The sequence below is a fragment of the Psychrobacter sp. GTC18467 genome (assembly GCF_055397455.1).
This window is the reverse complement of record NZ_AP038920.1, coordinates 1,492,677-1,515,836: the sequence shown is the minus strand read 5'-3', so window position 1 is coordinate 1,515,836 and position 23,160 is coordinate 1,492,677. Positions and strand designations below refer to the sequence as shown.

Below are 23,160 nucleotides of genomic sequence, written 5' to 3'. Positions count from 1 at the left end.
TCAATCAAAACAAGGCATTAACGCTATTTTTTTAATCCCCAAAGCGCCAAACCAACACTTGCGCGGCTCACATTTTCCGCTTACGCCATCATCTTATGAACCTGTTGAACAAAACACTCACCGCGATCGGAAAAGTTTTTAAACTGGTCAAGGCTTGCGCAAGCCGGCGACAACAGTACCGCTTGCACCTGCGATAAGCTGCTTTGAATGATTTGGGGAATGGCTTGCATGGCATTGTCAAGGGTTTGACAAGATTGCAAACTGATTTCGGAATGCAGCGCAGCTAAGTCGGCGGCGATTTTTTTGGCATCTTCACCAATCAATATCACGTGACTGACATACTCATTAATTAAGGGCACAAGCTCGCTGAAATCTTGACCTTTACCTTGACCGCCCAAAATGAGCAGCAGCTTACCTTCTTTTGGGGCATAAACCGCGCCAAGACCTTCGATTGCCGCCATGGTCGAGCCGATATTGGTGCCTTTTGAGTCGTTAAAATAATCTACCCCTTGATGATGGGCAATAAACTGACAACGATGCTCAAGCCCTGAAAAGCTTTTTAGCGTCGTTAGCATACCCTCAAGCGGCAATCCAGCAAGCGTGCCAAGTGCCAACGCGGCTTGGGCGTTTAATAAATTGTGACGACCTTTGATAATCAGCTCATCCGCAGAAAGCAGTTTTTTATGACCTTTGACCAAAAAGGTCTGACCATTGTCAATCATCAGTCCAAAGTCATCCCCCGTTGGCGCATCAATGCCAAAGCTTAAGCAAGGCAAGTCTGTTGCCAATAGCGGCTTGGTCATTGGGTCATTGCGATTGACCACCACGGACTTTGCTCCTTGAAAAATGCGGTGCTTGGCTTGATGATAGCCAAGCATATCATGATGGCGGTCTAAATGGTCGGGCGACATGTTAAGAACGGTCGCTACTTGCGCGTTTAAATCGGTCACGGTTTCTAATTGAAAACTGGACAATTCAAGAACGGCAAGCTGCATATTTTTATTCTCAAGTAAATTAAGTGCCGGAATACCAATATTGCCGCCAACACCGACGTTAACACCAGCATCTTTTGCCATTTGCCCAACCAAAGTGGTGACGGTACTTTTGGCGTTTGAGCCGGTGATGGCAACCATCGGCACGCGGTTGGCATCACAAAACAGCTGAATGTCGCTGACCACCGGAATGTTTTTTGCTTTTGCCGCTTGAATTGCCGGCTGCTCAAGCGAAATACCAGGGCTGATGATAATTCGGCTTGCAGCTAACAACAAATCTTGGTCAATGCCGCCAAATTTTTGCGGCGCAATATTGCTTGCTAACTGTGAGGCAAGACTTGGGGCAGCGCTTTGGTCCGTGACTGCCACCTGAAAGCCTTGCTGGGCTAAATAATTGGCAGCAGAAAGTCCAGATTGACCAAGACCGACCACCACTTGCAGGTTTTCAGGGTTGTTTAAAGTGAGGTTAACATCAGTCATGGTTGCAAATCCTTATTTTGGGCAAAGTTGTTAGCAAATATGTTGGTAAACGCTGCAAAAGCTATGATTGGCGCAAGCTTCAGGCAAAAAGCTGATCGGCATAACGGCAGCGTTCAATTTTCGGTACTTGTTTTTGGGCGCTTTATGCTATGATGCGCCTAATTTTTTGTGATAAAGCCGCTTGGCAAGGCTTATTATAAGTTAAGTTTTGCCAATTTGCTTTTGATTCGATAAGCTGAGTATGACCTCTTTTTTTGATACCATTCGCGATGAGTGGTTTTCCAATGTTCGCGGTGATGTGCTGTCAGGTCTGGTGGTGGCGCTCGCGCTGATTCCTGAAGCGATTGCCTTTTCCATCATTGCCGGAGTTGACCCAAAAGTGGGGCTTTATGCGTCATTTTGTATTGCGGTGGTCATCAGCTTTGTGGGTGGCAGACCGGCAATGATTTCGGCGGCAACCGGTGCCATGGCACTGGTTATGGTCGATTTGGTGGCGGAGCATGGCTTGCAATATTTGCTGGCGGCAACGCTGCTTTGCGGCGTCATTCAAGTGGTCATGGGAATCTTAAGGCTTGGCAATCTGATGCGCTTTGTGGCGCGCTCGGTGGTGATTGGCTTTGTAAATGCGCTTGCTATTTTGATATTTTTGGCGCAATTGCCTGAATTAAACCCGCAAACCGCAGGCGTTGGTTTAAACGTTTATTTGATGACGATTGCAGGGCTTGCGATTATTTATCTGTTTCCACAGCTTCCAAAAATCGGTAAAATTATCCCCTCGCCGCTGGTTTGCATCGTTGGGCTGACAGCGGTTGCTATGATGCTCAATTTAGACATTCGCAATGTCGGCAATATGGGTGATTTGCCCAACTCGCTGCCGGTGTTTTTATTGCCCGATATTCCGCTCAATTTGCAAACGCTATTGATTATCGCGCCTTACTCATTTGCCCTTGCCGTGGTCGGACTTCTTGAATCGATGATGACCGCCACCATTGTTGATGAGCTGACTGACACGCCAAGCAGTAAAAATCGCGAGTGCCGCGGTCAAGGCATTGCCAATATTGTCACCAGTTTTTTTGGCGGAATGGCAGGCTGCGCGATGATTGGTCAGTCGATGATTAATGTCAAATCCGGCGGCAGAACGCGGCTCTCAACGCTGATTGCCGGTGTGGTGCTGCTGATTTTGGTGGTGTTTTTAAGCGATTGGGTGCGCCAAATTCCGATGGCAGCTTTGGTTGCGGTGATGATTATGGTGTCGGTTGGCACGTTTAATTGGCAATCGATTCGCGAGTTTAAAACCCACCCGACCTCATTTAACCTCGTCATGCTGTCAACGGTAATCACCACCATTGTCACCCATAACTTAGCTTATGGCGTTTTGGTTGGGGTGCTGCTCTCGGCGCTGTTTTTTGCCAATAAAATCGGTCAGTTTTTAACGGTAATGAGCGAATATAGCGAGGATGGCAACACGCGCTATTATTACGTTCAAGGTCAGGTGTTTTTTGCCTCAACGTCGCAGTTTTTGGCAAGCTTTGACACCAAAGAAGCGCTTGACCGCGTGGAGGTTGACGTAAGCCTTGCCCATTTTTGGGACGTCAGCGCCGTGGATACCCTTGATAAATTGGTGATTCGCTTGCAGCGCGAGGGCACTGAGGTCAAAGTGGTGGGGCTAAATCACGCCAGCCGGACGCTGATTGATAAGTTTTCTATCCACGATAAGCGGGATATTGGTCTTCTTGATTGATTGAAGGTGAAAAAAGGTGCGATGGTGAGTCAGTTAAAGCCTGATAGCGTGATTGCTTGTTTAGATAATCCCAACCACGTTCAAGCGGTTCTTGATGCCAGTCTTTGGGCGGCAGCAAGAATGCAAGCGCCGATTGCGCTCTTGCACGCGGTTCCCAGTCTGCAGCAAAAAGCAGCGGTTGATTATTCAGGCTGCTTAAATGTGAATGATGAAAGTCATCTTTTAGACGCGTTTACCAATCATGAGCAGTTGAGTAACGCTGAGCTAAAATCCAAAGCCAAAGTGCTGCTGGCGCACGCCGAAGCTTATTGCGAGGAGCAGCAGCACAAGCGCAAAGTTTATGCCCTGCATCGCCACGACAGTTTGGCAGACAGCCTTGATTATGTCGATAATTACTCAAAGCTTGTGGTCATCGGTCATAAGCTGACTTGTAAAACGCCGCTTGCGCAATTAATTCGCATGAGCCATTGCCCCATTTTGGTCACTCACGCGCCGTTTGTCGCGCCAACCCAAGCCCTATTTGCCTTTGACAACCGCGCCACCGCGCAGCGGATGCTCAATTGGCTTTGTAAAACGCCTTTAATTCGCGCCTTAACCGTTCATATCGTCATGGTTGGCAAAGACACCCCCGAAAATGTCGATGCCCTTCGCGAAGCTTATGCCAAATTAAAGCAGTCCGGAATTACCTGCAAAAAAGCCTTGCTTGATGGTCGCGACGTCACCCAAACCCTACAGCGCTACCAAATGGACAATAACATCGGGCTACTGATGAGTGGCGCCTTTGGGCAATCGAGGCTGTTTGAGCTGATTCAAGGCAGCAACACCAAAAAAATGCTTGAAGCCACCTTGATTCCTTATTTATTATTTCCTAAAGTCTCACTCGATGAGCCGCTTTAAACCTTGTGGCGGTGATAATAATTCTTAAAAAAAGTGCCCGCCTTGTTCATGGCAAAGTTGGTTATAATAAGACGTTATTTTAGTTCTGCTTTGCTTATCGCGCCTTGGCTTTGATTGCTTGCCTAAAACTTATAAGGATATGATTATGAAGCTGGTTACGGCTATTTTAAAACCCTTTAAACTTGATGATGTCAGAGAAGCCTTGTCCGAAGTTGGGGTTCAAGGGGTTACCGTCACTGAGGTTAAAGGTTTTGGTCGACAAAAAGGTCACACGGAATTGTATCGCGGCGCGGAATACGTGGTTGATTTTTTGCCAAAAGTAAAAATTGAAGTTGCCGTCACTGACGAGATGATGGATGCTGCCATCGAAGCCATCACCCGCGTGGCAAGCACCGGCAAAATTGGCGACGGCAAAATTTTTATCACCAACCTTGAGCAAGTCATTCGCATTCGCACTGGGGAAACCGGCGCGGACGCCATTTAAACGGTCAGCTTTTTTGCTTTGTCCATAAAAAAATCCTGAATCACCTAACGTCATTCAGGATAGGAGTTAACGGTTAACTCACGGTCTTACTTTTTTTGCCACGTTTGCGACCTTGAAAACGGTCCTAAATGACCTTTTAAATTTAAGGTTGAGCCGTTTAAGTTTGCCGTTAATCGGTAAGTTTTGTTTTTGACAGGGTCGGTGATGGTGCCGCCGCTATATTTGCCATTGCCATCAGCTTTTAAGCCGCTAATGACGGTTTGACCAACGTACTGTTTGGCTTTGGTCGTTGACCCTGCAATGATTTTTCCGGTAAAGACGCCGCCGCTTTCGGTGATTTTTACCACGGCTTTTGGCTGACCGTCCTCGTAAGTTTGCCACGTGGTGTTGGCAAGCGGGTCAGCGGCAAAGGCCACGCTTGCAAGCCCCATTCCTACAACAGCTAACGCACTTTTGATAACGAATTTCATAATTTGACTCCTGTCATCACATGACATCAATAATGCCGGCTAAAATTGGCAAATCATGCACAATTTTTTGGCTTAACTCCATTATAAGCAATTTTTAAACTTTACCTAGTAATTTTTTATAGAAAATTTTTACTATAAAATCAATACTCTAGCCCAAATTTATAAAAAAGGGTTTTTAATTTCATGGTCTGGTAAGTCATCATTAGTTTTTGACTTAAAACTGTTGCTTAGGTAACGCTCATCATTTTCAAACGCTTTAATCAGCTTACCGGTCAACTCATGCAGCTGTTTTGCCGCTTCAAACCCCGCCACATCAAAAGTGACGTCAATATCGCCATAAATGATGACTTTATCGGTTTGGTTTTCAATGACCAAATCCCCGATTTGCATACTTTGGGAGTCATTGGCAAAAGGGTCAATCATAAAAGCTCCTTGTAAAACTTATCCTATTTAAGCGTTCAGCTGTGCCAAAACCCAATCCACAATCGCGGTCAAAAACATCAGCCAAGTCGGCGCTTCGTTTTTGCTGGGACTAGGCGATGGGGAGTGGCTGCCATCAAGCGGCAAGTCAAGCTCGGAAGCTTTTACTGAATGATCAAGACTGGGCAGGACGTCAACGCCGGTTTTTTTCGCCAAGCTGTCAACGCTAATCACCTCAATGCGCTCAGATTCGTCATTGGGCGCAAAATAAACGCCGGCTTGATTGAGGGAGGGGATATAAACGGCTTTGTAAAAATGGCTTGGCACAAGAACGCGACCTTTGAGCGTTTTGACATTTTGGTCTAAAAAGGTGACGCCGGTCACGGTGTAAACCTCGCCGTATTGCAGCGCCAACTGCCGCGTTGCCGTCTCGATATTGCGCCAAATGTAGCGGTTATTTCGCGGCGATTGCGGCGCAATATTGGCAAGGCTAAAGCTGTCATATTGCTGAGCGCGGGTTGCCATATTGCCATTGGGCGCTAAATGACCGCGGTCAAAGCCAGATTTAGAGTAGTCGCTTAAGGTTGCGCGCATGGCTTTGGGCAGGCGGCTTTCTTCGTGAAAGTTGTCCTCGCGGCTGATTTTTTTGGCGTCATTGATGCGCTTTTTGGTCAAGTGCTCAGCCGACCATAAGGGCGTTTTGGTAACGCCAGAATACATCACCGCAAAACCGTTAAAGCATAAAGGTTTGGTGTCGCGGGTCAGTTTTTTATTGGTAATATTTGGGTAAATACCTTGATAAAACGACGCGCTGCACTTGGCTAAATCTTCAGCCAAAGCTGAATTGCTGCTGGCAAGCAAAAGCACAGTTATAAAAACCGTCGTGAAAAAGTGCAAAAACCGTTGATAAAATATCTTCATAGCCGCGCTTGTTAACTCATTATCTGTCAATAACTAACGGTTATCCTAGCAGCCAACGCGCCTGCTGCAAAGCGCTGATTTGATAAAATTGTAGGATTCAGCTTGGCTTTACGTGACAACGCTTGAAGATTTCGCTATACTAAGTTCTCAAAAAACTGGGCGCTCAAAAAAGCCGACCGGCTTTTGATTTGGTGAAGTGGCTGAGTGGTCGAAAGCGCACGCCTGGAAAGTGTGTATACGTTAATAGCGTATCGAGGGTTCGAATCCCTCCTTCACCGCCAATCTTATGAAATCTCAATAAATTATAAGTTTTCCGAAAAATTCCTACCTTAAGCTTCCTTTAAACTTCTATTTTATATAGCTGTTCCGCGGTAATCGTGGGTTTTTGCTTTATTAGGCAATAGCTAAATATATTCTTAAAATTAATACTACGATCAGGGGAATTAATCCAAGCCAGAAAAATGACGCCCAATTAAAGCGCCATTTTTAAAGATTAATTGCTGATTTGGATTATTGCCGATTAACCTCGGTGGTGATTGGGCTGTTGGTGTTTAATTTTTGCATGAGGTGCATGGGCAGCTTTTTTTGGCTGATGCTTTGGCGCTACCACTTTTTGCTTGCCATGATAGACTGGTTTATGCTTATTATTAACCTTAATATGTTCTTTTTGATGATGAATTTGAGGTGCATGCGGCTTGATAGGCTGCGGGGCGGCATTGGCTTGACCCAACATGGCAAAACAAGCGGTGGCGGCTACTACTGAACTTAATAAGATATTTTTCATTATCATTATCCTTTGGCGTGATCACCGTAGTGATCGTAATTAATGGCGCTTTTATAATACAAACGTCGCTATCGACCTGTTAATAATAATCAATATCAACGTTAAGTAGCTTCATAAAAGCTAAAGAAAGGTAAAGATAATCTTGATAGTTGTCTAGAATGCTACGGTTAGCATAATTTGGGTGATATTTTCTAACGACTCGCCCTCATAAAACCAAAAACCTGAGTTTTTATTGATTATTAGCGGCTAACTTCCCAATCCGCCGCGCCATAAATTGCATGATCGTTTTGCGTATAAAGCGCCCAAAGCGCATTGCCAAAATCAAAATGCCACCACTCGGTCGGTAAATTGGTAAAGCCAACTTGGGTCATGACCTGATATAACAATCGGCGGTAATAACACGCCTCACTATCAGGAAAGCTTTCATAATACGCCGTGTGCGAGCGTGAGCTAGGCTCATCAAAGCCCGATCCCAAATCAATCCAATCGCCAGTTTTGGTATCAAATAAAGTGACATCAACCGCGCCGCCGGTTAAATGCGGGCTGATAAAATTTGGAATAATGGGTGCGACAAAATCAAGCAGCAATTGCTCTTGCTCAGCCAAACTTAAATGGGCGTAATCGCGTTTTATCATCTGCCTGATTTCCTCTTGAACGCCGCGTTGAACTTCGCGCGAACGCCAACCGTCAAGAACCACAATTCCTAACTGCTCGGGCAACAATTCGGCGGCTTGCTGCAACTTTTGCACCACCGACAACCTTGCCACGCAACTATCAATAGCATCTGGAATTTGTTTTGCAAAGTAAATCGGATAAGACTTTAAGCGCTCGTGATTAGGAATAGGAATAAGCGTTTCTTTATTATCGACAATAGGAACTTGCTGGGTAGCTTGCCAACTGAACTGCGGCAAATTTGGAATCTTTGGTAAAATCATATTATCCCTTATATTAACAAACAAAAATTAACAAAATTTATTTTAAAAATAACACTAAAAAAGCCATTTTCAACACCCTAACTTACTAAGCCAGCGAGCGCAATATACTGAATTTGTACAAGATGTTATTAAGATGTAAGCATCACGGCATTATAGAAACGGCAGGGCTGATATGCCGCTAAAATTGGATTATAGTAGGACAATTAACCCCAATTACTATTTGAGGAGTACATTATGAAATCATGGTCACTGGTAAAAGTCTTTGGCGTTAGCGCAGCAGTTGTCGGGCTAAGCGCTTGCGCCGGAATGCCAAACTCAGGTCAGAATATGGTCAGCCAATTCCCTGTTGAAACGGCGATTTTAAACATTTATACCCAATCAAGAAGCGAAACGTTAACCGCAAACGTTGGCAATAAAACGATGACCGCTGACATTCGCGTGACCCCAAAAGGCAACATGCGCTTTAACAACCGCACGGTTCAAGCAGCAGAAATCAGCACGATTAACAAAATGAACGGTCAAGTGATCAACCGCTCAGCAGCAACCAACTATTTTACCCTAAGCCCGCTGACCTTTTACGGCTTTACCGACAATCAAGGTCAATACTCCATCGCCACGCAAAAGAGCGCAATTCCGAAACTGGCAAGCGTTGGCGCCTCAAACATGCTGATTAAAGAGGACGTTTATCGCGACAGCAGCATGCGAAGCAAAATCGGCACCTACAATCAAAGCTGGTCGCTTGCTCGCGATAGCAACAACACCGCTTGGTTTTGCATCGATACCACGGACAATTTAATCGCCAGTCAACCGCGCGAGGGCACATCAAGCGAGTGCTACAAAATCAACGCTCGCGGCGATATTCTTGCCAGTAAAGTGACATTAACCCCGCCTGCCGGTAGCGGCAATCAGGTGATTACGTTTACCAGTAATTAATGGTTAAAACTTTTAACCTTATTATCCAAACTTATTTTAGCCTTGCCATTCAAAAAATCTTTGGGTGGCAATTTTTTTCATCAACAAAGTGATTTGTTATCCGCTTATTTTTTTGATTTTGCCGCTTGAATTCCGCCCCAAGTCACGGCAGCTACGCCTATCGCAATTAAAGTTGCACCAAGTAGCAAACCTTCTGGCGGTCGCTCGCCTTGTAAAAATACCGCCACCGGAACGCCAACCACCGCGCCAACTGCCCCGAGCAAGCTTAATAAAACAGGACCACCCGTTTTTTGTAATAAAAATAATAATAAAAACTGACCGGCAAAAATAAACGATTGCACTGCGATAATGGCAAGCGTTTTTGCATTATGATAATTAACTGCCAAAGAAAAGTTTGGCAACAGTGCCATGAGGGCTAAAAGTAACGCCGCTGAAATGAGCATCCCCGGCACAAGCGAACTGGGTCGGGCGTTATCCGGCCAGCGCAATGTCCGATAAATATTACCAATGGCAAGCAGCACAGGACCACAAAGCGCAATAATAACCCAAATCGCACTGGTATTTGGCGCCGAAAATTTATGCGCCGCCAAAACCCCTGCGCCAAAAAGGGCGGCTGCAACGCCAAACGCGCGCAAGCTATTAAAGCGCTCAATGCCAAGCGCCAACGCGCCAAGGTAAGTCAGCAGCGGCGGCAAGGCTATCATCATCGCCACAAATCCTGCGCCAACGTGCGGAATGGCAGAAAAAAATATCAGATTTGACCCCGAAACGCCGACCAAAGCAGCAACGATATAATATTCAATGGCGCGGGCGCTCGTTGGCAAGCGCTCACGGCGAAGGATAGACAGCAGCGTTAGCAGCACCGCCGCGCCTAACAGTGCCCAGAATAAAAAGGCAAGCGGCGTGAGCCCAATGGTAATGGCAAATTTGGCTAAGTTGGTCGAAATCCCAAGCAGCATACCGCCTGACAACAAACAGCCAAAAGGAATCAGCCACCAATGTTGTCGCGAAAACTTCCTTGATTGATGATTCCCCATGCCAATGTCCTTAATATGAGCAAAGTTAACAGCGTACCATGCTCTATCGCGGCAAGCATGATAAGCTTGTGATTTATTTTCAATAAAACCACAATTATTTTAATGATTTGATGTTATCCGCCCTGAACATCTTTTATAATAGCGCTTATTATCTTTTGGCTGTTCTTTTTTGATTATCAGGAAACTGCATGAGCCCATCGCCAACTTCCCCTCGTTTACCTGAGCTGCTTTGCCCTGCCGGAACCTTTAAAAATATGCAGTATGCCTTTGCTTATGGTGCGGACGCCGTTTACGCGGGTCAGGCGCGATATAGCCTTCGGGTTCGCAATAACGATTTTGACGAGGACAATTTGCGCCGCGGGATAGAGTATGCTCACAATCTAGGCAAAAAGTTTTACGTCGTCGTTAACATTCAAGCTCATAACGCCAAGCTTGCTACCTTTATCGAGGACATTCGCCCAATTGTTGAGATGAAGCCGGATGCGCTCATCATGTCGGACGCCGGAATGATCATGATGGTTCGCGAAAACTTTCCTGACATTGACATTCATTTATCGGTTCAAGCCAACGCGGTGAATTGGGCAACGGTCAAATTTTGGCAATCCATGGGAATCAGCCGCGTGATTGTCTCGCGAGAGCTGTCCATCAAAGAAATTGGGCAAATTATCGATCATGTTCCCGACATGGAAATCGAAGTTTTCGTTCACGGCGCGCTTTGTATGGCGTACTCGGGTCGCTGCTTGCTGTCCGGCTACATCAACAAACGCGATGCCAACCAAGGTACTTGCACCAACGCTTGCCGCTGGAATTACAATACTTATCAAGCGGTTGAAAATGAAACTGGCGATATTGTTCCGCTAACAAGCGCTCAAAATGAGCTTAAAAATTCAAGCGTTCAACAATTTGCGCCAATCAATACGCCATCTGACCAAGTTGTCCTTTTAGAGGAGCAAAACCGCAAAGGCGAGCTGATGGCAATGTTTGAAGACGAGCACGGCACCTATATCATGAATTCCAAAGACTTACGCGCGGTCGAGCTGGTTCCCGATCTTGTTAACATGGGCGTTCATTCGCTTAAAATCGAAGGTCGAACCAAATCGCACTATTATGTTGCCCGAACGGCTCAAGTTTACCGCCAAGCGATTGATGATGCGGTGGCAGGAAAGCCCTTTGACCAAAGCTTGATTACCGCCCTTGATGGTCTTGCCAATCGCGGCTATACCGAAGGCTTTTTGCGCCGCCACGTCCATAGCAGCTACCAAAATTATGACTTTGGCGCATCCAAAACTGACCAACAACAATTCGTTGCTGAAGTCATTGAAGTCAGTCAAGACAAATTAACCCTTGAGATTAAAAATAAATTAAGCATTGGTGATACGATTGAAATTATGACCCCAAAAGGCAATTTGACCACCATTTTAAGCGAACTTTGGGATAACAAAGGCAACGCGATTGACGCCGCGCTTGGCTCAGGCTGGCAAGCAACAATCCGCAATCCGTTTCAGGACTTAAGCGCTGACGATTTACAGTTTTCCTTAATCATGAAAAATATTAACGCGCCAATTTATTCTTAATTTTTAGAAGATTTTCTCAAACTCGGTCAAAAAGGCGGACTCATCATGGCGTTAAAAATAACCAAAGATTGCATCAACTGCGACATTTGCGAACCCGAATGCCCAAACGATGCCATTTTTTACGACCAAAAAGGTCAAAAAACGTATGTGATAAATCCTGAGCTTTGCACCGAATGCGTCGGCTTTTATGACGAGCCAACTTGCGATAAGGTCTGCCCGATTGATTGTATTGTTAAAGATGAGGCGCATTTTGAAACGCCAGATGCGCTGTTAGCGAAATATCAAAGGATTTGGGGGAAGGCTATTAACGTCTAAATTTTTATATATTTTTTAAGTCAAGCTATCGCCCTCAATATTGAGGGCTTTTTTTCAGCTACGTTTTTTTTAGGACACCACTTGTCACTAAGCTGACTTACAATCGTTGAAAAGTTAGCAATAAGTTCCTAAACCTTGCCGATAAATGATTAAAGCCGAGGCGTTTTATGTCCCTATTCAAAGATATTTTTGCAAACAAAAACAATGAATTAGCCAAAATAGCTGTCAGTGATCGTCAACCCCATTTTGACGTTCAAACACCGATTTGGCTGATTTATGATTCGGGCTATCAGCTTGACATCAATGGCACGGCTATTATTGAAGACCCAACAGGGCTTATTAAATTCTTACGTTTTAAGGGTCGCGCCATCATTAAGCAGCGGCAAAGTCTCTCAAAACTTACTGGTCAGCGCCGAATTGCGCCCGTAATTTTTTATGAAAAAGACTACCGGCACTGGCAAAATAAACGGCTCGTTTACTAAGCTTAAGTTCAAAAGCGATAAGAACTTATAAAATCAATTCCCCCCTGTCATCAGTTAAAGATTAGAAATTATTTTATTAATAAGATTAATAATTATAAAAAAAAGTGTATAATTATGTTTGTGTATCAATTTAGAAACGATTTGCAACTAAAGGTAAGCAAACGTATAGAGAACTCCCATGAGCCAAAAGAACCACGAACGACTTGCCATAAGACTGACTGATATTATCGTCCGGCTCAACAATGGCGAACGTTTAGATTTAGAGCAGTTGGCTGTGGATTATGGCGTTTCCATGCGAACGCTGAGACGTGATTTTAAAGAGCGCCTTGCCCATTTGGACTTTGAAGAGTGGGGCGCAAGATTTTATCGCCTCAATAGCAATAAGGTGGGTTATTTAAACTTAACTGAAATCAAACGCTTTGCGCGCTTTGCCAGCGTTCAAGATTTGCTGCCAAAAATAGACCGGCAATTTTTTCATGACAAGCTTAATCAAAGCGTAGTGGTCAAAGGCTTTGCTTATGAAAACATTCAGCAGCATACAGACGACTTTACTGCCATCACCGCCGCCATTCAGCAATGCCAAACCATGGAATTTAGCTACCGAAAAGTTACCGACAGCGCCAAAAACACTCAAGCCAAGCGCTATCGCCTTGAGCCGTATCATCTGCTCAATAAAAATGGCATCTGGTATGTGGTCGGTCGCCAGCATGAGCAGACGCGGACGTTTTGCTTTACCCGAATTAGCCAATTGACCGTCACCGATGAACATTTTGACTGCGATTTGGCAGTTAAAGACAGCATTGTGGAAACGGACAGTTTGTTTTTTGACAATCATATCAGCGAAATTGTCATCCAAGTTGAAAGTAAAGTCGCCGGATATTTTGAGCGCCGCGATTTGCTTCCCAATCAAGAGCTGGTTCGCAAGCTTGATAGTGGCGATTTGCTGCTTGCTTGCAGAAATGTGCATCCGCGCGAAGTCATCCCGATTGTTCAATACTGGATCCCGCATGTCAGGGTTATTAGTCCGGCGGAGGTTCAGGGGGAGATGGAAAGTCGGTTGAGAGAGTATTTAGCTACATGAAATTTTATCCAACTATTTTTAACACTCAGCTATATATCCTATTATTAATTTAATTTTCAAAAATTAATAATTTTTTAACTTTAATTTATACTAAGGAATTGCTTTATGAGCTTAAATAAAAAAGAGTCTTATAGCCAAGAGGATACAGATGAGCTTTTTGATAAATTAGAAAATGATTTAGATAAAAAAGTCATTGTTGCTATTGTAGGACAAGTGAGCACAGGGAAAAGCTCTCTACTTAATGCTATTTTTAATAGAGGACGAGAAAATGTATTAGCAGAAGTAGGAGCCGAATCGGGTGTCACAGTTAAAACGAGAAAATTCAGGTTGGGAAAAAATGTTGAAATTATGGATTCGCCAGGATTAGGTGATATTAAAAAAGAAAATAGTGAGGAAACTAGGTTTGCATTGAATGATATCGATGTTGGAATTCTTGTAGTTTCTGGATCTGCTGACGAGTCTCAAAAAGATCATTATGAAGAGTTAAAATTATACTGTAAAAAAGTATTCGTGGTTTTGAATAAAATTGATGAGTTTGACAAAAAGAAATCAGCTTTAGATAAAGTTATAAATCAATGGTACAAAGCATTAGATTTAGATACAGATGCTAAAATATATCCGACATGTACTGAAGGCTATGACCCTGATTATGATGAAGATATGGATTTAGATATTCGCGGTGTAGATAACTTAAAAGAAGATATATTAGATTTCTTGAAAAAATATGGCAAAGACTTGATATTAGCTCGAGAAATGGAAAAGAAATCCGTCATTGCCAAACGAATTATATATTCATCATTAGTAGCTGCTGCTGGTGCAGCGTTTATTCCTGGAAGCGCTGTCTATATTACTGGCATTCAAGCAACTGCTATTATGTCTATTCATTATGTTTATACAGGTGAAATCCTCAGTAAAAAATCAGCTATTGCTATCATTCCTTTATTTGCCAGTCAAAGCATTGGTTCTAGTTTATTTTTAGTAGCAAAATCTCTATTACCGCCTACAGGTATTGTTGATGTTGCAGCGGCAGGTGTTGCAGTAGGTGTTACTATTGCAATGTTAAGCACGGTAAACTGGATTTACGAAAATGGATATAACTTAGATGATAAAACTGAAATAAAAGACCAGTATAATAAGATATTTGGCGTCCTGAAAGATCTAGGTTTAAAAGAGGTTTGGACTATAGTAAGCTCACGCGACAAATCTAGCCTAATGGCTCTTATCTCTCGGTTTGTATAAAATTAATACTTAGATCTCAGAAAGATAAAAAGCGATTAAGTATCGTTTTTTATCTTTTTAGTAATGCAAACAAATTCCATTAAAAAGAAAACTTATAATAGCCATCGTTTTTGACCGCCTTTATACCCTTCGCAATCAGCTTATTCACGGTGGCGCTACCCACGGCAGTCAAGTCAACCGCGCCCAAATTAAAGACAGCGGCGCCATTCTAGCCAGTCTGTTGCCACTGGTTTTGCAACTCATGATGAGCCATCACGACAAAATGGATTGGGGAAAGCCGTTTTATCCAGTCGTCAATTAGCCATTGATTAGCCTTATCAAAGCGATTGTTAAACCAATCTCTACAATTATCCCCTCAAAAGTCAGCAAGAATTTACGCCGCCTAGGCTATAATTTCGTTATTTAACGGATTATCGCTTGCGACATGGATTACTCTTTATTTATTAATATTGTTTTATTTATTCACTTTATTTTGCTCATCATCATTGCGCTGCGGATTTTGGCGCGGGATGATTTGACGTCTCCGGCTCGGCTTTCATGGCTTGTGGTGCTGTTTTTATTGCCTTATCTTGGGGTGGTGGTTTATTGGCTGTTTGGCGAGGTGCATTTAGGTCCTGAATTTGCTAAAAAGCATCAGCAAATTATCGACTCGCTTCACGGTCAGCACCCTGACGTATTGGGCAAGCATGACGAGGTGTTGCACCACGCCATCAAACCTGAATATCAAGCGGCGTTTGCCTATTCAGGGCTGGTGACCGGTTATTTTCCGGTGACAGGGAATGCAGCTACCCTCATGAAAGACGCTGACGACACGCGCCGACACATGATTGCCGATTTTGACGCGGCAACCGACCACATTCACGTGCTGTATTATATTTGGCTTGAAGATGAGATGGGAACGGCGACGGCAAAAGCGCTCATTCGGGCGGCAAAGCGCGGCGTGACTTGTCGGGCGATGGTCGATGGCTTGGGGTCGCGAAAGTTTGTGCATTCAAAGCTTTGGCAAGAGATGAAAGACGCCGGCGTTCAAGTCAGCGTTGCCCTACCCTTTACCAATTTTATTAAAGTGATTTTGTTTAGCCGGATTGATTTGCGCAATCACCGAAAAATCACCGTGATTGATGGTCGCATTGCTTATTGTGGCAGCCGCAACTGCGCTGACCCTGAGTTTCGCGAAAAGCCCAGATACGCGCCGTGGATTGACATTATGCTTCGGGTTGAAGGTCCTATTGTCGCGCAAAATCAGCTGCTGTTTGCCAGCGACTGGCTCATGCACAATCCTGACACCCCGCTTGACAGCTTTGATTACGACACCACCAAGATTCATGGCGGCTTTGTCGCGCAAGTCTTTGCCGACGGTCCGACGCAAAAACGCGCCACCTCGCCGCAGTTTTTAGGGGCGCTCATCAGTCAGGCGCAAGAGACATTAACCATCTCAACGCCGTATTTTGTTCCCGATTATTCACTGGTGAGCATTTTGTGCGCCACCGCTCAGCGCGGCGTGAAAGTCACCATGATTTTCCCCAAAAACAACGACTCATTTGTCGTTGCCGCCACCAGTCGCAGCCATTATTTTCAGCTGCTTGATGCCGGCGTTCGGATTTTTGAATACAATTTGGGGCTGCTTCATGCCAAAACCTTAACCGTTGATGGTCAAATCAGCCTGATTGGCTCAACCAACCTTGACTTGCGCAGTTTTGATTTAAACTATGAAAATAATATTTTGATTTACGACCAAAAAGTCACCCAAGATATCATCGAGCGCCAAGCAGACTACCTTGCCGACTCTGACGCAATCACCTTTGAAGAAGTTAAAAACTGGTCGCTACCGCACCGAATTTGGAACAACGTTGTGGCGACTATGGGACCTATTTTATAACTGTCTTTTATCTAAAGTCGCCGTAAAACCATGCCTCTCTAAGCATGGATATCAGGCGACAGTCGTTGACGTTTAAAGCGGCTTTAAGCTTGCTAAGACTCACCAAATCTATCAAAATCAAATTATGAAAACCCTTAAACTCCGGCTTAAAGACAAACACGCCAAACAACTGACCGCCATAAGTGGTTCGGTCAACTTTGTTTGGAACTATGTCAATGAGTTGAGTTTAAAGCACTTACAAAAAACTGGAAAGTTTTTTAGTGCTTACGATTTAGCCGAATATACCAAAGGTAGCGGCGAGTTTTTAGGATTGCACTCGCAAACCATTCAAGCGATTAGTGAAACCCACGCCAAAAGCCGAAAGCAGTTTAAAAAAGCCAAGCTTCGATGGCGAACCAATAAGCCTAAGACAGGCAAAAAAAGCTTAGGTTGGATACCGTTTAAAAAGAGTGCCATCAAACACCTCGCCACACGACAAAGCGGTAAAAAGGCGCTTAAATCAACCATTCAGCTGTCACTGGCTAAAGGTCAAAAGCTGATTATTGAATTGTTTGACAGCTACAATCTAAGCTTATATCAAATCAATATTCTTGAGCTGGTTCAAGACGCGAGGGGTAGATGGTACGCCTGTATCACGGTTAAAGCCAAAGCTCAAACTGACGCCAAAGCCCAAAGCGGTAGCGGCAAAGTTGGCATTGATTTAGGACTCAAAGACGCGGCGACTACCTCAGATGGCGATACCCTGACCATCAAACAAACCCAAAAATGGGCGGCGAAATTGGCTACCGCCCAACGTGCTAACAACAAAAAGTGCGTTAAAGCCATTCATGCCAAGATTAAAAATACCCGTAGAGACTTAATTCATAAATTCACCACCCAATTAGTTAAAGATAATTCGCTGATTGTGGTTGGTGACGTAAAATCAAAATCATTCACTTCTAGGAAAACCAATCTTGCCAAATCGACTTACGATGCGGGTTGGTTTGAGCTCAAACGGCAATTGGACTATAAATGCAAGCATGCAGGTTGCCGTTTTGAGATTGTGAATGAGCGTTACACTACCCAAACCTGTTCCAGCTGTTGCCAAATCAGTGACAGTAGCCCTAAAGGGCGTAAAGGTCTTGGAATAAGAGAATGGACTTGTGAGTGCGGTGTCACTCATGACCGCGATATCAACGCGGCAAGGAACATTCTTGCGGTCGGGCTTGACCGTCTTGCAGAAGGAATCCCCTCACTTTAGAGAGGGGAAGAAGTCAAAAACAGCGGTCTTTTATCAGTTAGCCGCTGTTTTTTTCAGCACAAAAATTACAAATCGCGCCTGCGTAAGAAAGGCTGAATTTGCTGCCAACGTTAGCAATTTTTGCCGGCGCTCAGGCTTAGCGCGGTAGCTATACGGCGTCATGGTTAATAAGTCAGCAAGGGCATCTGCTGATAATTCAAGAGGGGTGGCAACTTCAAAGCGCTTAATAAGCTCAAAATACGGCGCTAAGTCTTGTAAAAACTTGTCCGAATCGTGCTCGCGAACGTCCTCAAAAAGCGCTTGCCGAAGGCTTTCAAGATGTCCTTGAGCCGGTTTGGCAATGACCAAATAGCCGCCCATTTCTAGCACCTCAAAAAAAGCTTTGGGCAAAATGGGGCTAAAAATACTGCTGATACCAAATAAACTGTTTGGCTTAATAGGTAAATTTGCAGCGCTTGCAACCATGGGAACGATGGCAGCTTTATGGTTCGTGTTATCGTCCAGTTGATTGTCGGTGGTTTGATACCAAAGCTGATTGACCGATTTGCTTTTTTTTGCCAGCTCAATTAATGCAGGTTTGCTGATATCGGCAGCTATCAACGTATCGATGTTTAAACTTGCTAAGGCTTGGCTGTAATAACCCTCACCGCAGCCGATATCAAGCCAGTTTATTGGGCGGTTGGCATCATCTTTATCCACTAAACTTGAAACCATATCAATAAGCGCTTGTTGCAGCGGCGCGTAATATCCTGCCGCCAAAAACCGCTTTCGCGCTTGAATGGAGTCTTCACTGTCCCCTGGCGCTTTGGACTTTTTTTGTTGAACGGGCAATAAATTGACGTAACCTTGACGAGCGACATCAAAGCTGTGAACCGTAGTTTTAGGGTTTTGACTGCCATCACAGCGCCACGTTTTTTTATCAGGCGTTAAATTAGAACCACAAAGCGGGCATAAAAATAAGCTCAAAATCGTCTCAATATGGGCTAAAAAGATAGGATAATGGTAACCGCTTGCCAAAAAAAAAGCCATTTTTGACAATGGCTTTTTTATTTTACTCATTTTTTTAGTACAGTTTTAGCGCTGTTTTTTTAGCGTAGCTTTAAGGTCATTAAACCTAAAACCACAAGGACAATGGCAATAATCCAAAACCGCGCCACCACTTGCGTTTCTTTCCAGCCGATTTCTTCAAAATGGTGATGCAGTGGCGCCATTCGAAACACGCGTTTTTTACGCAGTTTATACGAGCCAACTTGCAGCATCACGGACAACGCTTCGGCAACAAATAAGCCGCCCATAATGGCAAAGGCAATTTCTTGACGGGTCATGACGGCAATCGTGCCAAGCATCGCGCCTAAAGCAAGGGCGCCGACATCCCCCATAAAGACCTGCGCCGGATGGGCGTTAAACCATAAAAAGCCCAGCCCTGCACCAATCATGGAGCCGCAAACGATGATGACCTCAGAGTTGTAAGCAATATAGGGCACGTGCAAATAATCAGCAAAGCGAACGTCGCCGGACACATACGCCATCGCGCCAAGTCCTGCGGCAACCAAAACGACCGGTAAAATTGCCAAACCATCCAAACCATCAGTTAAATTCACCGCGTTTGAGGCGCCATTAATGACAAAATAGGTGAAAATAATAAAGCCAATGCCAAAGGGAACGGCGGAAAACGGAATCATCCAATCTTTAAACATCGGAATCAATAAGTCTTGCATTTCGCGGGTGGTAAACGGGTTTGGCTGCTTACTGGCGATATAATATAAGGACACGCCAACAAACAGCGCCCCCATCGACAGCCAAAAGTATTTTTTGCGGGCAATTAAGCCTTTGGGGTCTTTATACTTTATTTTTAGCCAATCATCTGCCCAGCCGACCGCGCCAAAAATGACCATAACGACGAGCAAAATCCAAACGTAAGGGTTGGTTAGCCGCGCCCAAAGCAAGGTTGATACGCCAATGGCGCTTAATATCAAAATCCCGCCCATGGTCGGCGTTCCGGTTTTTGCCAAATGCGACTGCGGACCGTCGTTGCGGATGGCTTGACCGTACTTGAGCGCTCGCAAGCGGTTGATAACGCGCTTGCCAAAAATCAAGCTAAAGCCAAGCGCGGTAATCACGGATAACAGCGCCCTTAGCGTTAATGATGACACCGCAGAAAACGGCAAATAATACTGACCAAGCCAGCTAAACAACCAAACTAACACCGCTTACTCCTCAACTAGCGCATCGATTAGGGTTTCCATTTGCATGGCGCGCGACCCTTTAAATAAAATGGTACAAGGCTTAACTTGATTGGCGATATCAGCTTTTAATGCGCTAAGTAGCAACGCTTTATTGGCAAAAGCTTGCGCCGCTAATCCTCCAAGAGTGGCGCCTGAAACGCTGTCGTTGGCAAACTCACCGACCGCAAAAAGTTGGTCAATGCCGCTCGTGGCAATGGCTTGACCAAGCTTAAAATGCTCCTCAGAAGCGGCGTCCCCAAGCTCGGCAATGTCGCCAAGAACCATGATTTTATGACCTGATTTTTGCGAAAGCACCTGAGCTGCAGCGCGAACGGAATGCGGATTGGCATTGTAAGTGTCATCAATTAAATGATGCTGAGCAAAAGCTTTGCTGACCAAGCGACCTTTGGCAGGTTTGGCAAGGGCTAAGCCTTGAGCAATGTCCTCAAGACCAATACCAACGGCATAAGCGCAAGCCGCCGCCGCTAAGGCATTGCTAATATTGTGAGCGCCTGCCATGGTCAAGCTAACCGCAACTGATTTACCATCGATAGTTAAGACAAACTGACCGCCATCGGCATTTAAAACCACATCTTTTGCGGTCACATCCGATTTACCAAAACCCATGACCTTTTGAGTGAAATTGCCGGCAAGTTCGCGTAATTGTTCTGCAAAATCATCGTCATCAGGAACGATAGCGGTTTTGCTGTTATCCAGCGTTTCAAAAATTTCGGCTTTGGTTTGGCAAATACCCTCACGGCTGCCAAATTCGCCCAAATGCGCGCTGCCAATATTTAACACGCAAGCCACATCGGGTCGAACCAGCTTAGTGGTATAAGCAATCTCGCCGATATGATTGGCGCCAAGTTCCATCACGGCAAAGCGGTGCTCATCGGTCAACTCAAGCAGCATCATCGGCGCGCCCAAGTCGTTATTGAGGTTGCCACGGGTAATAAGCGTTGGCGCAACACGATTTAAAATACTGCCAAGCATTTCTTTTACCGTGGTTTTGCCGCTTGAACCGGTCAGGGCAATCACCGTTAACTCGTCAAATTGATTGCGGTGATACGCCCCAAGCGCGCCTAAGGCAAGCTTGGTGTCATCAACCACAAGCTGCGGGATGTCCACTTGAACCGGAGTGCTGACAATCGCTGCTGCTGCGTCCAAATCCATTGCCGTTTGGATATAATTATGACCGTCAAAGTTATCGCCCTTTATCGCCAAAAAAATATCCCCGCGAGTTACTTTGCGGCTGTCGGTAACGATATTTCGGGGAAGGTTTTGTAAGTCGTTTTGAGCCTCATTATCGTCTAGTGCTTGGTCATGATGCCAATGACCATGAAGCGCTTGGGTGGCAAAAAGCAATGACGCGGCGTCCCAATCAGACCGTTTTGGCGGATTTTTGGGCTTGGGTGTTGCTGTCATAAGAAATCCTTGAGTAACCTTTTGGGCTGATGGGAGCGCTTAGCTAGGGGCGCTGATTTAGGGCAGCTTTTAGCACTTGACTGTCGTCAAAATCGTGACGGATGCCGTTGATTTCTTGATAAGTTTCGTGACCTTTGCCGGCGATGACCACGATGTCATTCGCGCCTGCTTGACCCACGACCCAATCAATCGCCGCTTTGCGGCTGGGTTCAATTTGCGCTTTTGCCAACTGCTCGGAACTTAATCCGGTTTGCATATCGGCTAAAATTTGTATCGGGTCTTCTGAGCGCGGATTGTCTGAAGTGAGCACCACGCGGTCGGCAACGGCAAGTCCTGCTTTTGCCATTAAAGGGCGTTTACCACGGTCACGGTCACCGCCGCAGCCAAACACCGCCCAAAGCTTACCGTTGCAGTGCGCTTTTAAACTGGTTAACACTTGGGTCAGCGCATCGGGGGTGTGCGCGTAATCGACAATAAAGCAGCCGTCAGTTGATGGCACGCGCTGCATCCGACCCATGGCGCCGTGAAGTTTTGGCACAAGCGCTTGTAATTGTTCAAAATCAACGCCTAAGGTTGCCACCGCTGCCATTGCCGCGATTAAATTCGCCACGTTAAAGCGCCCTAAAAGTGGGCTTTTTACTTGCAAATTGCCAAACGGGCTTTGAATGTCAATGGTTACGCCATCCAAGCTTGGGGCGATGCTGGTGGCAACAAAGGTGGCTGTTGCCTTGGGGTTTAAGCTGTACGACCAAACTTTAAGACCGCTGCTCTGCGCGGTCGTTATCATTAATTCGGCAAAGTCATCATCAAGGTTGATAATGGCGTGGGTTAAGCTTGGAAAATAGTTTTTATCAAACAGGCGCGCTTTAGCAGCGGCGTATTCGGTCATCGAGGCGTGATAATCCAAATGGTCGCGGCTTAAATTGGTAAAAATGGCGGTGCTAATCGGCGCGCCTTGCAAGCGCCATTGGTCAAGACCGTGCGAGCTTGCCTCAAGCGCCAACACGTCAACGCCCTCCGCGCCCATTTGATGCAAAAACTGCTGAACCAGTCCTGCATCCCCTGTGGTGTGACTTGCTTGAACCAAATGATTCAGCCGACCGTTTCCGGCGGTTCCCATGACCGCGCTGCTTTTTCCTGCCAAGTCACAAAGCTGAGCGACCAGTTGGCTAATCGTCGTTTTACCATTGGTTCCGGTAACGGCAACGATCGTTGGCAAGGTTTGCGGCTGCGAAGACTGCAAGACCGCTTGAATTAAACTGCCTAAAATTTGGCGAATTTTGGGAACAAACACCACAGGACAAGCTAAGTTTTCTAAACTAAATGCGTTAGGCGCAATTTCAGATATAATAAAGACCGCGTTTTTGGCAGCATTTTGCAAATATGCCGCACTTTTCGCCATGTCGTTTGATTGACTTGTTAATAAGACAAACACATCATTTTTGCCAACCTTGCGGCTGTCAAGTTCGACATTGACAAAAGCAAGGTCTTTAACCTCTGACCAATCCTTATTATTTATCTGCTCCATTAGGCACGCCGCTTGCTTTGAGGCAAGCTTTGGCAATAGCTGCTGCAACGTAACAGAACACTGGATTGGCGACATAAA

22 protein-coding genes and 1 tRNA gene are annotated in these 23,160 nt (G+C 45.2%); 12 read left to right on the top strand and 11 right to left on the bottom strand.

The features are described from left to right. Positions 1-80 precede the first annotated feature (80 nt). Positions 81-1,472: a UDP-N-acetylmuramoyl-L-alanine--D-glutamate ligase gene (gene murD, locus ACZ5XY_RS06550; RefSeq protein ID WP_464740068.1), complete on the bottom strand. Its 1,392-nt coding sequence runs from the start codon at positions 1,470-1,472 to the stop codon at positions 81-83. Between the two features lie 241 nt (positions 1,473-1,713). Here murD and ACZ5XY_RS06545 point away from each other — a divergent pair, with 241 nt between their 5' ends. The 3 genes from ACZ5XY_RS06545 (at position 1,714) to glnK (ending at position 4,594) form a co-directional block, all read left to right on the top strand. After that, entirely contained in the window at positions 1,714-3,213 is a 1,500-nt protein-coding gene (locus ACZ5XY_RS06545) for a SulP family inorganic anion transporter (RefSeq protein WP_464740066.1), read from the top strand. A gap of 24 nt (positions 3,214-3,237) precedes the next feature. Beyond that, positions 3,238-4,110, top strand: a complete 873-nt coding sequence (locus ACZ5XY_RS06540) for a universal stress protein (protein ID WP_464740064.1) — start codon at positions 3,238-3,240, stop codon at positions 4,108-4,110. Between the two features lie 145 nt (positions 4,111-4,255). Further along, positions 4,256-4,594, top strand: coding sequence for a P-II family nitrogen regulator (gene glnK, locus ACZ5XY_RS06535; protein ID WP_464740062.1), 339 nt, complete (start codon positions 4,256-4,258; stop codon positions 4,592-4,594). A gap of 86 nt (positions 4,595-4,680) precedes the next feature. On the opposite strand, the gene ACZ5XY_RS06530 is transcribed toward glnK, so the two are convergent. The 3 genes from ACZ5XY_RS06530 to ACZ5XY_RS06520 form a co-directional block, all read right to left on the bottom strand. Next, on the bottom strand, positions 4,681-5,064 hold the full coding sequence (locus ACZ5XY_RS06530) for a DUF2147 domain-containing protein (RefSeq protein ID WP_464740060.1): 384 nt from the start codon (positions 5,062-5,064) through the stop codon (positions 4,681-4,683). A gap of 159 nt (positions 5,065-5,223) precedes the next feature. Further along, the gene (locus tag ACZ5XY_RS06525) at positions 5,224-5,487 is read right to left on the bottom strand and encodes a hypothetical protein (RefSeq protein ID WP_464740058.1); all 264 of its coding nucleotides are present in this window, start codon (positions 5,485-5,487) and stop codon (positions 5,224-5,226) included. Between the two features lie 27 nt (positions 5,488-5,514). After that, a complete protein-coding gene (locus ACZ5XY_RS06520) occupies positions 5,515-6,351 on the bottom strand; it encodes a DNA/RNA non-specific endonuclease (RefSeq protein ID WP_464740056.1) in 837 nt (278 codons plus the stop codon). A 244-nt stretch (positions 6,352-6,595) separates the two neighbouring features. Here ACZ5XY_RS06520 and ACZ5XY_RS06515 point away from each other — a divergent pair. Next, a tRNA-Ser gene (locus tag ACZ5XY_RS06515) sits at positions 6,596-6,686 on the top strand. Positions 6,687-6,925: 239 nt separating this feature from the next. Here ACZ5XY_RS06515 and ACZ5XY_RS06510 read toward each other — a convergent pair. Together ACZ5XY_RS06510 and ACZ5XY_RS06505 are read right to left on the bottom strand one after the other, a co-directional pair. Then, positions 6,926-7,189, bottom strand: coding sequence for a hypothetical protein (locus ACZ5XY_RS06510; protein ID WP_464740054.1), 264 nt, complete (start codon positions 7,187-7,189; stop codon positions 6,926-6,928). A 239-nt stretch (positions 7,190-7,428) separates the two neighbouring features. Further along, positions 7,429-8,124: a M15 family metallopeptidase gene (locus ACZ5XY_RS06505; protein WP_464740052.1), complete on the bottom strand. Its 696-nt coding sequence runs from the start codon at positions 8,122-8,124 to the stop codon at positions 7,429-7,431. 234 nt (positions 8,125-8,358) lie between these two features. On the opposite strand from ACZ5XY_RS06505, the gene ACZ5XY_RS06500 reads away from it, so the two are divergent. Then, positions 8,359-9,057 carry a hypothetical protein gene (locus ACZ5XY_RS06500; protein WP_464740050.1) on the top strand — a complete coding sequence of 233 codons (699 nt, stop codon included), beginning with the start codon at positions 8,359-8,361 and terminating at the stop codon, positions 9,055-9,057. A 104-nt stretch (positions 9,058-9,161) separates the two neighbouring features. Here the strand turns inward: ACZ5XY_RS06500 and ACZ5XY_RS06495 are convergent, their stop codons facing one another. Beyond that, positions 9,162-10,094 (bottom strand): DMT family transporter, encoded by a 933-nt coding sequence (locus ACZ5XY_RS06495; protein ID WP_464740048.1) that lies wholly within the window; start codon positions 10,092-10,094, stop codon positions 9,162-9,164. A 188-nt stretch (positions 10,095-10,282) separates the two neighbouring features. Here ACZ5XY_RS06495 and trhP point away from each other — a divergent pair, with 188 nt between their 5' ends. From trhP to ACZ5XY_RS06460, 7 genes are all read left to right on the top strand, one after another. Next, positions 10,283-11,668 carry a prephenate-dependent tRNA uridine(34) hydroxylase TrhP gene (trhP, locus tag ACZ5XY_RS06490; protein ID WP_464740046.1) on the top strand — a complete coding sequence of 462 codons (1,386 nt, stop codon included), beginning with the start codon at positions 10,283-10,285 and terminating at the stop codon, positions 11,666-11,668. A gap of 45 nt (positions 11,669-11,713) precedes the next feature. Then, positions 11,714-11,983 carry a YfhL family 4Fe-4S dicluster ferredoxin gene (locus ACZ5XY_RS06485; protein WP_464740044.1) on the top strand — a complete coding sequence of 90 codons (270 nt, stop codon included), beginning with the start codon at positions 11,714-11,716 and terminating at the stop codon, positions 11,981-11,983. A 167-nt stretch (positions 11,984-12,150) separates the two neighbouring features. After that, positions 12,151-12,465, top strand: a complete 315-nt coding sequence (locus ACZ5XY_RS06480) for a hypothetical protein (protein ID WP_464740042.1) — start codon at positions 12,151-12,153, stop codon at positions 12,463-12,465. A 178-nt stretch (positions 12,466-12,643) separates the two neighbouring features. Further along, on the top strand, positions 12,644-13,546 hold the full coding sequence (locus ACZ5XY_RS06475; RefSeq protein ID WP_464740040.1) for a helix-turn-helix transcriptional regulator: 903 nt from the start codon (positions 12,644-12,646) through the stop codon (positions 13,544-13,546). Between the two features lie 105 nt (positions 13,547-13,651). Continuing rightward, on the top strand, positions 13,652-14,785 hold the full coding sequence (locus tag ACZ5XY_RS06470) for a GTPase (RefSeq protein ID WP_464740038.1): 1,134 nt from the start codon (positions 13,652-13,654) through the stop codon (positions 14,783-14,785). 424 nt (positions 14,786-15,209) lie between these two features. After that, the gene (gene cls / locus ACZ5XY_RS06465; protein ID WP_464740036.1) at positions 15,210-16,664 is read left to right on the top strand and encodes a cardiolipin synthase; all 1,455 of its coding nucleotides are present in this window, start codon (positions 15,210-15,212) and stop codon (positions 16,662-16,664) included. Positions 16,665-16,788: 124 nt separating this feature from the next. Beyond that, on the top strand, positions 16,789-17,904 hold the full coding sequence (locus tag ACZ5XY_RS06460; RefSeq protein ID WP_464740034.1) for an RNA-guided endonuclease InsQ/TnpB family protein: 1,116 nt from the start codon (positions 16,789-16,791) through the stop codon (positions 17,902-17,904). A gap of 33 nt (positions 17,905-17,937) precedes the next feature. Here ACZ5XY_RS06460 and ACZ5XY_RS06455 read toward each other — a convergent pair whose 3' ends face one another. From ACZ5XY_RS06455 to ACZ5XY_RS06440, 4 genes are all read right to left on the bottom strand, one after another. Then, the gene (locus tag ACZ5XY_RS06455; RefSeq protein WP_464740032.1) at positions 17,938-18,921 is read right to left on the bottom strand and encodes a putative RNA methyltransferase; all 984 of its coding nucleotides are present in this window, start codon (positions 18,919-18,921) and stop codon (positions 17,938-17,940) included. Positions 18,922-18,992: 71 nt separating this feature from the next. Then, the gene (mraY, locus tag ACZ5XY_RS06450) at positions 18,993-20,111 is read right to left on the bottom strand and encodes a phospho-N-acetylmuramoyl-pentapeptide-transferase (RefSeq protein ID WP_464740030.1); all 1,119 of its coding nucleotides are present in this window, start codon (positions 20,109-20,111) and stop codon (positions 18,993-18,995) included. 3 nt (positions 20,112-20,114) lie between these two features. Next, positions 20,115-21,554: a UDP-N-acetylmuramoyl-tripeptide--D-alanyl-D-alanine ligase gene (locus ACZ5XY_RS06445; RefSeq protein ID WP_464740028.1), complete on the bottom strand. Its 1,440-nt coding sequence runs from the start codon at positions 21,552-21,554 to the stop codon at positions 20,115-20,117. A 43-nt stretch (positions 21,555-21,597) separates the two neighbouring features. Further along, positions 21,598-23,157, bottom strand: coding sequence for a UDP-N-acetylmuramoyl-L-alanyl-D-glutamate--2,6-diaminopimelate ligase (locus ACZ5XY_RS06440; protein ID WP_464740026.1), 1,560 nt, complete (start codon positions 23,155-23,157; stop codon positions 21,598-21,600). Between the last annotated feature and the right edge of the window lie 3 nt (positions 23,158-23,160).

Coding starts and splice junctions, on each gene's coding strand:
- murD (WP_464740068.1), bottom strand. CDS start 1,472: ATGACTGATGTTAACCTCACTTTAAACAACCCTGAAAACCTGCAAGTG.
- ACZ5XY_RS06545 (WP_464740066.1), top strand. CDS start 1,714: ATGACCTCTTTTTTTGATACCATTCGCGATGAGTGGTTTTCCAATGTT.
- glnK (WP_464740062.1), top strand. CDS start 4,256: ATGAAGCTGGTTACGGCTATTTTAAAACCCTTTAAACTTGATGATGTC.
- ACZ5XY_RS06530 (WP_464740060.1), bottom strand. CDS start 5,064: ATGAAATTCGTTATCAAAAGTGCGTTAGCTGTTGTAGGAATGGGGCTT.
- ACZ5XY_RS06525 (WP_464740058.1), bottom strand. CDS start 5,487: ATGATTGACCCTTTTGCCAATGACTCCCAAAGTATGCAAATCGGGGAT.
- ACZ5XY_RS06510 (WP_464740054.1), bottom strand. CDS start 7,189: ATGAAAAATATCTTATTAAGTTCAGTAGTAGCCGCCACCGCTTGTTTT.
- ACZ5XY_RS06505 (WP_464740052.1), bottom strand. CDS start 8,124: ATGATTTTACCAAAGATTCCAAATTTGCCGCAGTTCAGTTGGCAAGCT.
- ACZ5XY_RS06500 (WP_464740050.1), top strand. CDS start 8,359: ATGAAATCATGGTCACTGGTAAAAGTCTTTGGCGTTAGCGCAGCAGTT.
- ACZ5XY_RS06495 (WP_464740048.1), bottom strand. CDS start 10,094: ATGGGGAATCATCAATCAAGGAAGTTTTCGCGACAACATTGGTGGCTG.
- trhP (WP_464740046.1), top strand. CDS start 10,283: ATGAGCCCATCGCCAACTTCCCCTCGTTTACCTGAGCTGCTTTGCCCT.
- ACZ5XY_RS06485 (WP_464740044.1), top strand. CDS start 11,714: ATGGCGTTAAAAATAACCAAAGATTGCATCAACTGCGACATTTGCGAA.
- ACZ5XY_RS06480 (WP_464740042.1), top strand. CDS start 12,151: ATGTCCCTATTCAAAGATATTTTTGCAAACAAAAACAATGAATTAGCC.
- ACZ5XY_RS06475 (WP_464740040.1), top strand. CDS start 12,644: ATGAGCCAAAAGAACCACGAACGACTTGCCATAAGACTGACTGATATT.
- ACZ5XY_RS06470 (WP_464740038.1), top strand. CDS start 13,652: ATGAGCTTAAATAAAAAAGAGTCTTATAGCCAAGAGGATACAGATGAG.
- cls (WP_464740036.1), top strand. CDS start 15,210: ATGGATTACTCTTTATTTATTAATATTGTTTTATTTATTCACTTTATT.
- ACZ5XY_RS06460 (WP_464740034.1), top strand. CDS start 16,789: ATGAAAACCCTTAAACTCCGGCTTAAAGACAAACACGCCAAACAACTG.
- ACZ5XY_RS06445 (WP_464740028.1), bottom strand. CDS start 21,554: ATGACAGCAACACCCAAGCCCAAAAATCCGCCAAAACGGTCTGATTGG.
- ACZ5XY_RS06440 (WP_464740026.1), bottom strand. CDS start 23,157: ATGTCGCCAATCCAGTGTTCTGTTACGTTGCAGCAGCTATTGCCAAAG.